At 73.1% G+C, this 14,305-nt stretch carries 10 protein-coding genes; 2 read left to right on the top strand and 8 right to left on the bottom strand.

Annotation, left to right across the window (positions count from 1 at the left end):
• Nucleotide 1 precedes the first annotated feature (1 nt).
• The 3 genes from CG747_RS16895 to CG747_RS16885 all read right to left on the bottom strand — a co-directional run bounded on the left by CG747_RS16895 (nt 2) and on the right by CG747_RS16885 (nt 4,043).
• Nucleotides 2-1,483, bottom strand: a complete 1,482-nt coding sequence (locus CG747_RS16895; protein ID WP_219621468.1) for an NADH-quinone oxidoreductase subunit NuoF family protein — start codon at nt 1,481-1,483, stop codon at nt 2-4.
• A complete protein-coding gene (locus CG747_RS16890) occupies nt 1,480-2,328 on the bottom strand; it encodes a hypothetical protein (RefSeq protein ID WP_100602555.1) in 849 nt (282 codons plus the stop codon). The genes CG747_RS16895 and CG747_RS16890 overlap by 4 nt, the downstream gene beginning before the upstream one ends.
• 569 nt (nt 2,329-2,897) lie before the next feature.
• Entirely contained in the window at nt 2,898-4,043 is a 1,146-nt protein-coding gene (locus tag CG747_RS16885) for a ferritin-like protein (RefSeq protein ID WP_100602554.1), read from the bottom strand.
• 312 nt (nt 4,044-4,355) lie between these two features.
• Between CG747_RS16885 and CG747_RS16880 the strand changes: the two genes are divergently transcribed.
• The gene (locus tag CG747_RS16880; RefSeq protein ID WP_100602553.1) at nt 4,356-5,000 is read left to right on the top strand and encodes a LysE family translocator; all 645 of its coding nucleotides are present in this window, start codon (nt 4,356-4,358) and stop codon (nt 4,998-5,000) included.
• Between the two features lie 149 nt (nt 5,001-5,149).
• Here CG747_RS16880 and CG747_RS16875 read toward each other — a convergent pair whose 3' ends face one another.
• The 3 genes from CG747_RS16875 to CG747_RS16865 all read right to left on the bottom strand — a co-directional run bounded on the left by CG747_RS16875 (nt 5,150) and on the right by CG747_RS16865 (nt 7,146).
• The gene (locus tag CG747_RS16875; protein WP_257980471.1) at nt 5,150-6,118 is read right to left on the bottom strand and encodes a nitronate monooxygenase; all 969 of its coding nucleotides are present in this window, start codon (nt 6,116-6,118) and stop codon (nt 5,150-5,152) included.
• A gap of 109 nt (nt 6,119-6,227) precedes the next feature.
• Nucleotides 6,228-6,614: a DoxX family protein gene (locus CG747_RS16870; RefSeq protein WP_100602552.1), complete on the bottom strand. Its 387-nt coding sequence runs from the start codon at nt 6,612-6,614 to the stop codon at nt 6,228-6,230.
• Between the two features lie 58 nt (nt 6,615-6,672).
• Nucleotides 6,673-7,146 (bottom strand): carboxymuconolactone decarboxylase family protein, encoded by a 474-nt coding sequence (locus CG747_RS16865; RefSeq protein WP_100602551.1) that lies wholly within the window; start codon nt 7,144-7,146, stop codon nt 6,673-6,675.
• Nucleotides 7,147-7,337: 191 nt separating this feature from the next.
• On the opposite strand from CG747_RS16865, the gene sigJ reads away from it, so the two are divergent.
• Nucleotides 7,338-8,402, top strand: coding sequence for an RNA polymerase sigma factor SigJ (gene sigJ / locus CG747_RS16860; RefSeq protein ID WP_257980470.1), 1,065 nt, complete (start codon nt 7,338-7,340; stop codon nt 8,400-8,402).
• A gap of 119 nt (nt 8,403-8,521) precedes the next feature.
• Here sigJ and CG747_RS16855 read toward each other — a convergent pair whose 3' ends face one another.
• Together CG747_RS16855 and CG747_RS16850 are read right to left on the bottom strand one after the other, a co-directional pair.
• The gene (locus tag CG747_RS16855) at nt 8,522-11,797 is read right to left on the bottom strand and encodes a tetratricopeptide repeat protein (RefSeq protein ID WP_146022095.1); all 3,276 of its coding nucleotides are present in this window, start codon (nt 11,795-11,797) and stop codon (nt 8,522-8,524) included.
• Nucleotides 11,798-12,157: 360 nt separating this feature from the next.
• Nucleotides 12,158-12,940 (bottom strand): AfsR/SARP family transcriptional regulator, encoded by a 783-nt coding sequence (locus CG747_RS16850; protein ID WP_100602549.1) that lies wholly within the window; start codon nt 12,938-12,940, stop codon nt 12,158-12,160.
• Between the last annotated feature and the right edge of the window lie 1,365 nt (nt 12,941-14,305).

The following is a 14,305-nucleotide window of genomic DNA, read 5'->3' as shown; positions in this document are numbered from 1 at the left end:
TTCACCCGTGGTGCCGGAGACGCACCGCCAGGGCCGGGCACTGGTTGACGGCGCGGCGGGCGCCGTGTTCCTGCCAGGGCGAGACCGGGAGGCTGGTGGAGGTGGGGTACCCGTGCGGGCCGAGGCGGATGAGGTCGGGGGCCAGCACGGCGCACAGGCCGTGGCCCGTGCAGCGGGACCAGTCCACCTCCAGCCGGGACCCCTCGGCGCGCGGGAGGGGCAGCGCGCCGTGCACCGGACGGCCGCAGCCGGGCCCGGCGAGGTGCGCGTCGACGTCCTCGGAGAAGACGTCGAGGGCGGTGAGGACGAAACGGGCCGTACCGTCCGGGTGCGAGCAGGCGCCACCGCCCTGGGCCGCGCCGAGGGCACGCCGGGCGTCCTCCAGCACCGTGGGCTCGGCAGCACCGGCGGCCAGCAGGGCGAGGCCCTCGGCGGCGTCGGGCAGGCCGTGCTTGCACGGTCCGCACTGGCCGGCGGACTCGGCCGCCAGCCAGGCCGCGACCCGGGCGGTCTCGCCGAGCGGGCAGGTGCCGTGGGGGAGCGCGACGACCGCGCCCGCACCGAGCGTTCCGCCGAGGTGGGCCAGTCCGGCGCGGGACAGCGGCGCGTCGATGGCGCCCGACGGGTGCAGCCAGGCGCCGTGGTAGCCGCCCACCAGCACCCCCGCGCCCGGCTGCAGGCCGCAGGCGTCCAGTACCGGGCCCAGCCGGGTGCCGGTCGGGACCTCGACCACCAGCGGACCGGCGCCGGGCCGGTTGACGGTGAGCAGGACCGTGCCGGGTTCGGTGGCGGTGCCGACGGCGGCGTAGGCGTCGGGTCCGAGCCGGGCCGCGATGGCGAGTTGGGCCCAGGTCTCGGCGTTGGAGAGGAGCGTCGGACGGCGGCGCACCCCGCCCGTTCCGCCGTCGGCCGCGCGGGCCTTCAGCGGCGCCGGTACCGCCGGCAGACCGTTGACGCCACGGATCAGAGCCCCGGACTCGCCGGAGACGAAGCGTTCGGGCAGGCACACGGTGCGGGCCGGGCAGGGAAGTTCACGCTCGGCGAGGGCGGCCGGGACCGATATCTCGCCGGGGCTGCCCGCGACGACACCGATCACGATCTCCTCGGCGCCGAACGCGGCCGCGGCCAGGCAGGCACCGTCCAGCACCAGATGCGGCGCGCGGCCGAGCAGCATCTTGTCCTTGGCGCTGGCCGGTTCGCCCTCGGCGCCGTTCACGACGATGACGGGCGGCGCGCCGGTGCGCTCCGCGGTGGCAAGCGTGGCCCGGGCCTTGCGGGCGAACGGGAAACCGGCGCCGCCGCGGCCGGGCAGCTCGACGGCTGCGGCCAGGGCGAGCAGCGCGTCCCGGTCCGGTCGGGGGAGCGGCGGGTGGACGCGGGTGTGCGCGGCGAGATCCAGGCGCTGGTAGCGGTCCAGACCGGCGGTCAGCCGGGCCGAACCCAGCCAGTGCGCCTCGGGCAGCTCCAGCGGGGCGTCCTTCACTCGCCGCTCCTCGGTCGCGCGAGCCGGAACGGCTGGGGCCCCGGCCCCGCGGCGTGCTTGGGCTGCCTGATCGGGCCGGGACTCTGCGCGGGCCGGGGAGCCGCCGTCGGTGCCGCGGCCCAGGCGGTCGGACGGGCGCGGGTGGCGGGCCGGGCGGGCCGGGCGGACCGCGCGGACAGGGCGGCCAGCGCGGCCGGGCGGCCCGGAGCGGGCCGATACGCCTTGGCGGCGCGCCGCCGCCGGCGCAGGGTCCGGTGGCGGCCCACGGAGGAGAGAGCACGGACCAGCAGCGCGAGCGCCACCAGGGCCGCGCACAGCCCGTAGCCCCAGAACACCCACGGGTGTGCGGTGCGCCCCGCCGCCAGCCCGTGCGCCAGCGCGATCGGCCAGCAGGCGTACGCCGTCGAGTGCAGCACCCGCCACAGCCAGGGGCGCCGGCTGCCGGCGAACCGACCGCGGAGCACACCGGTGGCCGCGATCAGGACGAGCAGGTCGGCGGCGATGGAGCCCAGGCTCACCGCGAGGGCGGCGCCGCCGGTGAACGGGGCCACCGCGGTCTGCGGGGCGGCGTGCCGCTCGGCGACCTTGACCGCGATGTGGGTGACCAGGAAGCCGAGCGCCGCGACGGCACTCGCCCGGTGCACCGACTGCACGCCCACCCGCAGTCGGGGGGTGAGCACCAGCCGGTCCGTGGCGGCGAGCCCGCACGTCACCACGGCGGTCAGCGAGAGCAGGGTGAAGACGCCGGCGAAGTGGTCGAGGAAGGTCATCATCCGGCCGACCGCTCCGGCCGACGCGGCGCCGACCGAAGGATGGGCGAGCAGGGCGACGCTGGCATGGGGCACCTTCTTCCTTGCGCTCGGGTCATGCAGCCGAGGCCGTGGCGGGGCCGGATCGGGATCCGGCCCGAATGCCCACGTCGGAGAGGGCACCACCGGGTGTGGCACCGGCGGCACTGCACGACAGCGCACATTGTTAGCGCGTACGCCAGCCGGTCACAACGGTCCGTGGTACGGCCCACGACCGTAGCGAGCCCCGGCAACGGCGCCGTTTTCCGGGCAGCCGACCGGCAAATGCGGTCTACGGCCGTGCGTAGTAGACGCCGGGTGCGGTGTGAGCAGGCTCACCGGCGCGACGGGCGGCGTGTGAGGGAGGCGAACCGCGACGGCGACAGCGACCGTGGCGGCGGCAGCGGCAGCGACGGCGACCGCGACCGACTGTGGCCGCAGGTCACCAACAGCCGCCCCACTGCCGACCCGCCGCGTGCCGCCTGCGAGACCTCCATGGAAGGAGGGCGCGAAAGTCCACAGAAAGGGAGCGCGAAAGTCCCACCATCAGGTGGTGCCTGCGGGTGCCTGCGGGTGCCCGCCGGTGTCTGCGAAGCGGCGCCGGGCCGGCGGGTCGGATATGCCCGTCAGGTGGGCAACGGACGGAACTCGGGGCCGTAGGTGCCCCCGACGGCGGGATTGTCGATCTCCATCAGGTCCACGGCAGGAGTCTCCATCCCGCGCATGGAGTGGACCGCCGCGCCCAGAGCGCTGTCACCGCCTCCGTCCCAGGCCCGGTCGAGGGAGGTGAGCACGTCGTGGTAGTTGGCGTTGAAACGGTCCAGGAGCTGCCGAACGTCCTCCGGGGGGTTGGGCCAACCACCAGCCGGTACCCGGCCCATGGGGTAGACGTCCGGGAAGGGGACGGGATCTCCGGTGAACTCCGATTTGCCGCCCTCCGTGCGCAGCCGTCGTCCGTGGTAGATCTCCCCGAACGCGTAGTAGTGGGCCGGATGGTCGTCCTCGAAGGTGTCGGAGGGGGAGCTGGTGGTGCCCTCGCCCTGCTCCTTGACGATCTCCAGGGCCTCGTTGACGTCGTCGAGGTTCTCGACCGGCCGCAGTGCGTCCGTGCCGATGTGCCTGGACAGTTGCTCCCGCGTCGACAGTTCGGGCTTCGCGGTCCGGAACGCCTCCTGGAGATCGCTGTAGAAGTGGCCGATGCTCAGCGAGTTGTCCGAGCCCTGGGCGAGTGGGACCTCGGGGGCCTCGATCGCCATCATCACGTCGTGTACGACCGACTTGGTGAGCCCTGACAGGTACACGGTCACCCCGGCGCGCACGCCGCCGGGGAGCGGGCCCGGGTAGGTGGGTGCCGCGTCCCTGATCCTCGGACGCCCGCCCACCGCGACGAGCAGGTTGGAGACCACGCCCAGGTGGTACATCTCGTCGTCGACGATGCGGCGGATCAGCCGGGCGGCGTCGCTGCCGCGGTCCTTGATGGACCACCAGCCGCACAAGTACGCGGGGATGGTGGCGAGTTCCAGTTGCACGGCGACTTGCAGGGCAGAGCGGATCCAGTCCACCCCGCGGCCGTCTTCGGGCACGGCGAGGAGGCGTCTCACGGAGCCGCGGTCGGGGGTGGGGGGAGGTCCGTCCGTCGGCGGCTGGACAGCCTGCGCGGCGCCGGCGACCGCGGCCGGTGCGGCGGCCGCCAGGGCGGCAGACGCCAGGAAACTCCGGCGCTTGAACCGGGTGCCTGCCAGTGTGTCCGGAGCTTCCGTCGGGTCAGTCACCGTTGCCTCCGCTCGCAACCAAGGTCCCGCCTCGACTGCGGTCCCCTGGATCCCTTCGGGCCGTTCGCGAAGGTAGCAGCCACCCCAGTCGTTCCCGGGGCGCACGGCTTCCGGCAGCGCGTCCACCACCCTGTCGGTCCAGTCGGTTGCGGGTTGCGGTGCCGGGACGATCCGCCGGGCGTCGAGTCCGCGGCCGCCAGGTACGACTGCCTGCCGGTGTCCGGCGGAATCGGGTGCGGGACGGGCCTGGAGCGGACGCCCTGCCGTCTGCTTGGATGCCCGCTGGACAGCTATCCAGGAGGTGACGGGCACATGGTGTCCACGGAGAACATTCTGGCGTTCGCGGCGATGTCGCTACTGGTGATCGCGATTCCGGGGCCGAGCGTGCTGTTCGTGATCGGCAGAGCCCTCGCGCACGGCCGCCGCACGGCGCTCGCGACCGTCCTCGGCAACCTGGTCGGCTCCTACCTCCTGGTGCTCGCCGTGGCATGGGGCCTCGGCGCGCTGGTCGAGAGCTCGGCGGCGGTGTTCACGGGGGTGAAGCTGGCGGGCGCGGCGTATCTCGTCCACCTGGGCGTGCAGGCGTTCCGGCACCGCAAGGGCATGCGCGCGGCGGACCTGGCGGCACCGCCGGGCGAGCGTCGCAGCGATCTGCGCACGGTCCTGGACGGTGTTCTCGTGGGCGTCACCAACCCGAAGGGCTTCGTCTTCTTCGCGGCGGTGCTCCCGCAGTTCGTGGACCACTCGGCCGGCCATGTCCCCCTCCAGATGACGGAGTTGGGCTTGGTCCCGGTCGCCATCGGCCTGATCACGGACACCGTGTGGGGCCTGTGTGCCGCGGCGGCCCGTTCCTGGTTCGCCCGCTCTGACCGCCGGCTGTCCATGGTCGGCGGGGCGGGTGGTCTGGCGATGATCGGGCTGGGCGTGACGGTGGCGGCGGCCGGCCGCGCCGACTGAGCGCCGTCCGGCGGATGCCCCGACGGCGCCCCGGCCGGAGCGCCGGCACGGGCTGCGGGCCGACGGCGGCGGTCAGCCGTCGACGCCTGCGCCGCGACCCGCGCCGAGCGTCCGGTCCGGCCGTGCGCGGCGCCTCCCCGTGAGCACGGTCAGCGCCGGCCGGCGCGGGCCAGTGCGTCCGCTGCCTGGGCGGCCAGGGTGCCGACCAGATCGGCCGCGGACGGCAGGTCGTTGATGAGATCGATGGCCTGGCTGGCCCACTGCGGCAGTGGGGGGATCTCGCCTCGCGCCACGGCGTCCTGGTACTCCTGCCCGGTGTGCGGGGCCGCTTCGAGTGCGTTCTCCCGGCCCCGCCAGGCATCGAGATAGGGGTGGCCGAGGGTCCGCGCGGTGTACTTCGCCGGCCACTGCGAGCCGCGGGCGATGTCCAGCACCCGGCTGCGTTCGGTGTCCTCCCCGCGGCCCGCCACGATCGCCTCGGCCGTCGCCCGGTCGACCAGGGCCTCGGTCGTCGCTTGGAAGCGGGTGCCGAGCAGTGCTCCGGCGGCCCCCAGCGCCAGGGCGGCCGCCACGCCGCGGCCGTCGGCGATCCCGCCGGCCGCCAGCACCGGAACGGGCGCTGCCAGGTCCACCACGAGGGGCACGAACGGCAGTGTGGACCGGCCTTGCCGGGCCCCGTGGCCGCCCCCTTCGGTGCCCTGCGCCACGATCACGTCGGCACCCAGATCCACCGCCCTCCGGGCCTCCTCCAGGTCGGTGACCTGAAGGATCAGCGTCGTGCCCGCGCTGCGGACGCGCTCCACGAACGGACTGGGGTCGCCGAAGGACAACATCACCGCCGCCGGGTTGTGCTCCAGTGCCCGCGCGACCGCACCGGCGTCGATCGCCCATGCCTGAAAGCCGATGCCCCACGGTTTCCCGGTGTCCTCGGCGGCCAGGACGGACAGTTCGCGGGCCAGCCAGTCCGGGTCGCCGTTCCCACTGCCCAGCAGTCCGAGGCCGCCGCCGCGCGAGACCGCCGCCGTCAGGGCACCTCCGGCCGACCCGCCCATGGGGGCCAGGGCGATCGGATGCTCCACGGCGAACAGTTTCGTGAACGCCGTTGCCAATCCCGTCACCGCAATCCTCCCTCACCCGTCCCACCGGGAGCGGTGAACCGCCCTCGGCGGGCCTGCTGTTGAACGCCGTTGTACACCTCACGAGCCGTCATGCGCAGCACCGTCGCGGTCAGTTGAGGAAGGGCTCGGGTCCGAAGCGGCCCCACGCCACGAAACCGGCGAGGACGACATAGACCAGATCCACCATCATGAGCTTGGTCTCGTGGCGCCGGATCCGGGTGACCGCCGCACCAATCATGATCATCACCAGGCCGAGGGCAGCCAGCGGCACCAACACCGGCGCGATGTGCAGCACGGCGGGCAGGACCAGCCCCACCGCGGCCAGCACCTCCAGGGCTCCGATGGCCTTCACACCGCCGGCACTGAAGTCCTCGACCCAGCGCGCACTGGCCCCGGCGGCGGCCAGCCTCTCCTTCGACATGATCACCTTGCCGCCGCCACCGAGCAGGTAGGCGACGGCGAGCAGTCCGGTGACGATCCACAGAGCGAGGTTCATGAGGTTTCTCCTTGCGGGGTTGTACGGGGCCATGGCCGTAGGGAGCGGAAGGTCCGGGTTATCCGTGCATGCCGGGCCGGTAGCCGCCGGCGGGCTGCTGGACCATGACGTTTCCGCGGTTGAAGGCGTTGATGAGGGCGATCACGCACACCAGGGCCGCGAGCTGCTCCTCGTCGTAGTGCTCGGCGGCGTTCGCCCAGGCTTCGTCCGTGACTCCACCGGCCGCGTCGGCGATACGGGTGCCCTGCTCCGCCAACTCCAGGGCGGCGCGCTCGGCATCGGTGAAGACCGTGGCCTCCCGCCAGGCGGCGACCAGGCTGAGGCGCGTCGCGGTCTCCCCGGCGTGTGCGGCGTCCTTGGTGTGCATGTCGACGCAGAAACCGCAGCCGTTGATCTGACTGGCGCGGAGCTTCACCAGTTCCTGCGTCGCGGCCGGCAGCGTCGAGTCCGCGAGGACCCTGTCCGCCGCGACGAGGTGCTTGCCGAACTTCGCCGCGACCGGGCTGGTGAAGACGTTCAACCGGGCTTCCATCGTGAACTCCTTGTCGTTGTCGGCTGTTGCCCCTCTAAGACAGGGCACCCGGGCGAGCTGTGACAGGAGTGCATGTGACGTGGGTCTCCCGGACGAGGTGCCGCCGGCCGTCCCTCCGGCTGACGGCGGAGCGGAGATCGAGCAGGTGGACCAGGCCCCGCGCCGCTCGAAACCGCGGAGGGAATCGTGCCGTGCCCGGCATGGACCACGGGCCGGTCGCCTCGGATACCCTGCTCGACGTCGTGCGGATCTTCGAACGGGCCGGCGGGGCCGGAGCTCGGCCGGAAGCCGCGTACGCGAGCCGGTGGGAGGGTTCCGTGCCAGGAGCAGCAGGTGGGACGGGCGCGGCCGGATACCGGTCGCTGCTGTTCTCCATCGCCTACGGGATGACCGGATCGGTGGGCGACGCCGAGGACATCGTGCAGGACGCGTTCCTCGGCCTGACCCGGGCGCGCCAGGCGGGGACCGCGATCGCCGACATGAAGGCGTACCTGACCACGGCGGTGACGCGACTGGGAATCAACTACCTGGGTTCCGCACGGGTACGGCGGGAGACCTACGTGGGCGACTGGCTGCCCGAGCCCGTCGTGGTGTCCGCCGACAGGCCGGGACCGGCCGAGCACGCCGAGCTGACCGACTCGCTGTCGATGGCGCTCCTCGTACTGCTGGAGGCCCTCTCCCCGGTGGAACGGGCGGTGTTCGTGCTGCGCGAGGTCTTCGAGTACGGATACCCGGACGTGGCGCGGATCACCGGCAAGTCGGAGGCGAACTGCCGGCAGATCTTCGCCCGCGCCAGGAAGCGCATCGGCACCGGAGGGCAGGCGGTCGACAGTGCGCCGCGCCCGGCACGGCGGGCGGAGGGCGCGGAGCTGGCCCGTACGTTCTTCGCCGCGGCCGCGGGCGGCGACATGGACGCGCTGCTCGGCATGCTCGCGCCCGACGTGGTGTTCCACGGTGACGGCGGCGGCAAGGCGCGGGCGATCGGGAAGTCGCTGACCGAGCCGCGGCGCGTCGTCCAACTGCTCGTCGGCGGGTTCCGCCGGGTCCGGACGCTCGGCGTCTCCCTCCGGCCGGCCCTGGTCAACGGCCGGCCGGGCGCCGTGCTGCGCGACGCCGAAGGGCGCGTGGCCGGCGTGATCGAGCTCGACATCGCCGACGGTGCGGTCCGGGCGATCCACTCCGTGTCCAACCCCGACAAGCTCGGCCACCTCGGACCGCTGTCCGACGTCGCGCGGCTGCCGCGGACAGGGTCCTAGGAGCCGTCGGCCACGACCGCCGGGCGGTGCTCGACCCGGCCGTGCGACACCCCTGCCCGGTACGGCGACGGCCCGTACGTCTCTGCGCCGGGCGGCCCCAACAGGTGTACAGGACATGGCTAGTTGGCGGCGCGGATCCAGCTCAGGACGGCAGACGTGTGGTCACGGAGTCCGGGGATCCCGGGCAGCGCGTCGGCGGCGTCGTGGGCGTCCTCGGCGGCGGACCGGGCCTGGCCGGTGCGGTCGAGGAGGTGCAGCCAGAGGGCGAGGCTGGTGAGGTTCAGCGCCAGGTCGCAGAGGTGCGCGTCGGAGGGGATCGAGTCCAGCGAGGCGGTGGCCTCGACGGCTTCGGCCACGGCCGGCAGCAGCTCCGCCTGGCTTCCGGGGTCCGGCGGCCGGGCGGTGAGCGCGTCCAGCGTCCAGGCGAGCGAGGGCAGGTAGGCGTCTGCCAGGGACGGGCGGTCGCGAACGGCAGCCACCACACACGCCAGTGCCGTCGCCCGGCTTCCCTGGTCGGCCGCCCGCATGGCCTGGTGGTGCGAGCCCCGGAGCTCGGACAGTTGCGCGGCGGGGTGGGTGGGGGCCAGCGCGCGGCGGATCCGGACCGCGGCGTCGGACGCGGCGGCTGCCGGATGCCGGCTCCGGTCGTGCCGCCTCCAGGCCCACTGGCGGAACTCGGTGGCCAGCGCGGGCTGTCGGCGGTGGTTGAAGGCGTCCGCCGCCAGTCGGTACGCCGACTCCGGCACCCACCCGGTCCCGCCCGGATCGGCGGCGAGCAGCGGGCCCGCGGCGTCCAGCGCCGCGACGGTGTCCCACAGCGCCGCCTGCGGATCGTCGGGGAGTCGCTCCCGGCCCCGGCGCAACAGCAGGTACACCAGATTTCCGCGGGCGACGCCGGTGTTCGGGTCGTCGGGGGCGAGCAGACGCTCACCGTCGGCCAGGACCCGCTGTTGGAGGGTGACGGCATCGCCGACCCGATCGGCCTTCGCGTAGTGCACGGCGAGGTTCGACCGGGTGGTGTGGGTGGTGCGGTGGTCGGGGCCGAGCAGGCGCTCCTCCACGGCGAGCACCTGCTCCAGCAGGGTGACGGCGGCACCGGTCCGGCCGGCTCGGGCGTAGGCCTCGGCGAGGTGGGCCCGCGCGGTGAGGGTCTGCTGGTCCTCCGCTCCGAGGACGCGCTCGCTGTCGGCCACGACCCGTTCCAGTTCGTCGATGGCGTCCTCGGTGCGGCCCGCCTTCGTGTACGAGGCGCCGAGACTGCTCCGGGCACTGAGGTGGTGGGGATGCTCGGCGCCGAACCGGCTCGGCGCCGCCGCGACGACCTGCTCCTCCAACCTGATCGCCTCGTCCCGGCGGCCGGTCCGGCCGTAGCAACTGGCGAGGTTGTGCCGGGCGGTGAGGGTGTCGGGATGGTCGGGGCCGAGCAGCCGCTCGGTCTCGACCAGGATCTGCTCCAGCATGGCGATGGCTTCACCGGTGCGCCCGGACTCGAAGTAGGCGCCGGCCAGGCTGCTGCGCCGGGAGAGCAGTTCCGGGTCCCGCGGACGGCGCAGACGCTCGCTGGCGGCCACGACCTGTTCGCCCCACCGGACGGCCTCTTCGGTCCGTCCGACGCTGCGGTAGGCGTCGACGAGGTTCGCCCGGGCCGCGATCAGGTCGGGATGGCGGCGCCAGGCGGACCGGCGGTGGTTGCCCAGCAGCGTCTCCAGGATGCCGATCGCGTCCTCGGCGCGGCCCGCCGCCAGGCAGGAGACGGCGAGTTGGCCCTGGGCGATCCGGGTCTCCAGGCGGCGATGGCCCCGGGTGTCCCGGGCCTTCGCGGCGATCCGCTCCCACTGCGCGACCGCGGCGCCGAACAGGCCGGCGTCGAAGAGGCTTTCGGCGGCCCGGTAGAGCACCGGGAGGCTGTCCGGCCGCCAGAGGCCGTCACCGGCGAGTTCCGCCAGCGTGTCGGTGCTGGACCGCAGGGCGGCGGCGAGTTCGCGGTCCGTGTGGTCCTCCCCGGGCCACAGTTCCACCAGCCCGGCGGCGGCCACGCGGTACAGGACGCCGTGATCGGGGGTGGTGTCCAACGCGGCACGGGCGGTCAGGGCGTGCAGGCCGACGGCGCGTGATCCGGCCGCCGGACCCTGGTCGGAGAGCAGGTTGTAGTTGTGCAACACGGCCACGGCACGCAGCGCCTCGTCCGCGCTGACCGGTGCGCCGGCGGCCTTGCCCCGGCGTCGTGCCCGCCGCCGGCCCGGCTCCGCCGCCTCCGGCGGGATGGTGCGGTGCCTGGTCAGGTACCGGGTGACGGCCTCGGTGGTCCACAGTTCGCGGGGGTGCCCGGACGGGTCGAAGACCGCGGCCAGCCGCATCGCGGGCACGGCCAGCCCCCGCGGTTCCTGGCGCTGCGCGGCGTCCAGGGCGAGCAGCAGCGCGGCGGTGACGGGGCGTCCGTAGTTCTCGGCGTCGGCGCTGGCGGGCAGCACGGTGTCGAGGGAGTGGCTGCGTCGGGTGAGCAGGGTGAGGTACGCGCCGGTGGTGCAGCCGGTGTTGATCATGTGGGCCGCCGCGTGGCCGAGGGCGAGCGGCAGGCGCCCCAGCGCTTCGGCCAGCTCGTCGGCCCGGTCGTCCAGCAACTGCGCCCGCCCGGCCTGGGTCAGCCGCTCGCGCAGGTAGGCGGCCGCCTCCTCCCCGGAGTAGCGGTCGACATCCACCAGTGTCCGGCCGGCCGCGCTGGCCGCGGCGTCGCGGCGACGCGTGGTGGCCAGCACCCGCCCGTTGCCGTTGCGCGACCCGCTCGGCCACAGCCCGCCCGCGCCGAAGTCGGTGACGTTGTCGAGCACCACCAGCCAGCTCCGCTCGGTGCCCGCCAGCCAGTTCAGGAAGCACTCGGCGTCCTGCTCGGTGCTCGCGACGTCCCCGACGACGCCCGGCGCCCGGACGGCGACGGCGGCGCGTGCGTAGACGCCGGTGACTGCCGACGCGTCCCCCGCGTCGGCCCACACCACGACGTCGATCCCCTCGGCGACGGCCTGCCCCGCGTAGTACGCCGCGAGTTGGCTCTTGCCGACCCCGCCCGCGCCGGACAGCAGCTGGGTCAGGACCACGGTCTCGCTGCCGCGCCGGGCCCGCTCGATCGCCTCCCGTGTCGCGGTCCGCGACTGGAACGCGCTCGCCAGCAACGGGATCCGCCCCACCACCTGTTGGGACGGAGCGACCGGGGTGACCTGTTGGACGGTCACCCGCAGATCGCCGATGCTGCCGGCCATGATGACGGGGCCGTGGATGGTGCTGTCACGGATGCTGTTGGACACGGGGGCCGGGGTGGGGGCGGGCGAGGGGAGGGGTGCCGGACCGCCGTGCGGTAACTCGGTGCCGTCGTGGTCGTCGCTGCCGCCGGTCACTGCCATCCCCAGTCGCTTCTGCCGCGCCGCGGCACCGTCCCCGTGAGCACCGTCCGCAACCGCAACCACCCCGTCCACGGCCGCCAGGCACTCATCCTGCCCTGCCCGGTCCGTACGGAGAAGACCGACAGCGCACGGATATCCGGAGTATGTCGGACGGAGAGCCGGGCGCGCGGGTCGACGGCGAGACCTGCGGTGGGAACGGCCGGTTCCGGCCCGGTGCGCGGCCCGGGACGCTGCCCTTCCCCTCTGAGTCGGTCGATCTCCGCGGCGTTGTTCATCGGTTCGGTACGGTCCGGCGGACCGTGGCGGGCTTCCGCCGGAGGGCGTCGGGTGCGGGCCGCTGCGGCGGCGCGGTGCCCGCGGTCATCGGGTCAGCTCCAGCGAGATGTCGCTGGTCAGGATCTCCTGGAGGAGTCGCTGCACAGTGGGGGAGGGCTCCACGCCCAGTTCGCGGACCATGGACTTGCGCAGGTCGTGGTAGACCTGCAGCGCACGGCCCCGGTGGCCGCTGCGGTAGAGGGCCAGCATGAACTTCGCATGCAGCCCCTCCTCGAACGGGTGGGCCTGGACCAGGCCGGCGAGTTCGGCCAGCGAGGAGTGGTGCAGACCGAGGCGCAGTTGGGCGTCGATCCGGCGTTCCTCGGCCGACAGACGTGACTGGCGCAGGGACGCCGCTTCCGCCCGCAGCAGTGGGCCGTGCTCCACATCGGCGATCGCGTCGCCGCGCCAGAGCCCTTCCGCGTGTTCCCAGAGTTGCACCGCTTCCCGGTCCATTCCGGCCGTGACGGCGGCCTCGGCCCGGGCCAGCGAGAGCCGGTATTCGTGGAGGTCCAGGGAGCCTGCCGGAATATCCAAGCGGTAGCTGGTCCCACTGGTCTCCAGGACTTTCTTGCTCACCTCGGTGGAGGAAACGCCAAGGCCGGCCGCTAATAATTTGCGTAACTGCACGATGTAGGTCTGTGTGGTGGCGACCGCGCTTTTCGGCGGTTCATAGGGCCACAGTTCGCGAGTGAGGGAGGAAATGGAAACGTAGCGCGATTCATTGAGAAGGAGGAGCGCCAGGATCTTCCTGACCTTGTGTGCCGGTGGTTTCATCTCGATGAGATCGGAATGGATGCGCACCGGACCCAAAATCGAGAATTTCATTTACTCCCCCGTTCGAGAGAAGAATATCCATATAGGTGTGCGTTGATTGCATATTGTTGCGCATCGTGACATGGTGGAGTCAAGCGCCGAGGCGGTTCTTTGCTCACGCTTTACTGCGTCGCGCTTGACTTCGCCCGCGGTTGAGGGACTCAACGACTGATGTCCGTGCGGTCTTAACGAGAGTCCGACCCGTCATGTCGACGCGCTCGCCGAGTCGGAATTTACCAGCCAGTATTCCGCCGAATAATTCCCTCGCGATGGTCGGAGCTGTCGCCATTCAGAGCTCTCCGGCCCCGCCTGTCGGTTTTCCGCGGTCCCGTCGATCGGTGTGTCGTGCTCAACGGATACCGAGACGGGCCGCCGACCGGCCGCCGGGACGCGAATCGCCACCCGATACCAGCCCCCACCCCGGTTCGCCCCGCATTCGGATCCAGCCCGACCGCGACATGGATGTGGCCACCGCCGATTCCCACGCCAACGCCAACGCCTTGAGCGGCTCCGCATTCTCTCCAGTGCGAATTTCGCAAACACTCCTTGGACGGCGACCGACGGATGCTCGCGGCCGTCACCTCAACGGCTTTCCGGGTCCGTAAGCGACGGCACCCTTCTCCCACCTCACCGACCTCGACGGGGCCAACTTGCCTGGGGCGTCGGGGCGTCGGGGCGTCCGGGCGCCAGGTCCTCGAATCGGGCCCGCGACCTCGCCCCACCTGCCGACCGCCACCCGCCACCCCGCACCGGCACAGCCGAAACACGGCCCACACTCAGGCCGGACCCAGCCGAACTTCAAGTCCGGCCCACCACGATCAGCGGGTGCCGGCCGGACTGTCCGGGCCATGGGGGACGGGGGATGTGAGGACTGTGGGGAGAGGGAGACACGTGCGGGAATCCCAGGGCGGACAGGCCCCGGGCTCCGCGGCGTTCCGTCGGGCTCGCGAGGAAGGGCTCCAAGGCACGTTCGGTCATCCGGCACGGTCCGTACGGGCGGCGGCCATGAACTGACCCCACCCCCCTCGGCGCGCACGGACGACAGCACCGCGCCGCCCCGCCCCGCCCCACGAGGCGGACCGGACTCCGAGCCCCGACGGCACCGTCACACCACTGACCCTCCGGCCCGCAACGGGACCCGCCCACCGGCGCGTCCCCGCCACGGTCGACGAGAGCCCAGGCATACGGAGTCGCCACCCCGCTGCCCTTGCCGCCGCCCTCACTGAAGCCGGTATGCCGCTCCGTCATCTGGCGGCACCGGAACGATTCCTCGTCCTCACCGCGACACGCACGACACCACCCCGTACGGCGTATCCCACCACCGGCCCAACCGGCCGGGACAACCAGTGAGAGAAGGGAAAGACATGTCTGCCGACG

This window comes from Streptomyces sp. CB02959, from assembly GCF_002803155.1.
In the GTDB taxonomy this organism is placed as follows: domain Bacteria; phylum Actinomycetota; class Actinomycetes; order Streptomycetales; family Streptomycetaceae; genus Streptomyces.
Note: the sequence above shows the minus strand (reverse complement) of the source record. Positions and strands in the feature narration are given on the sequence as shown.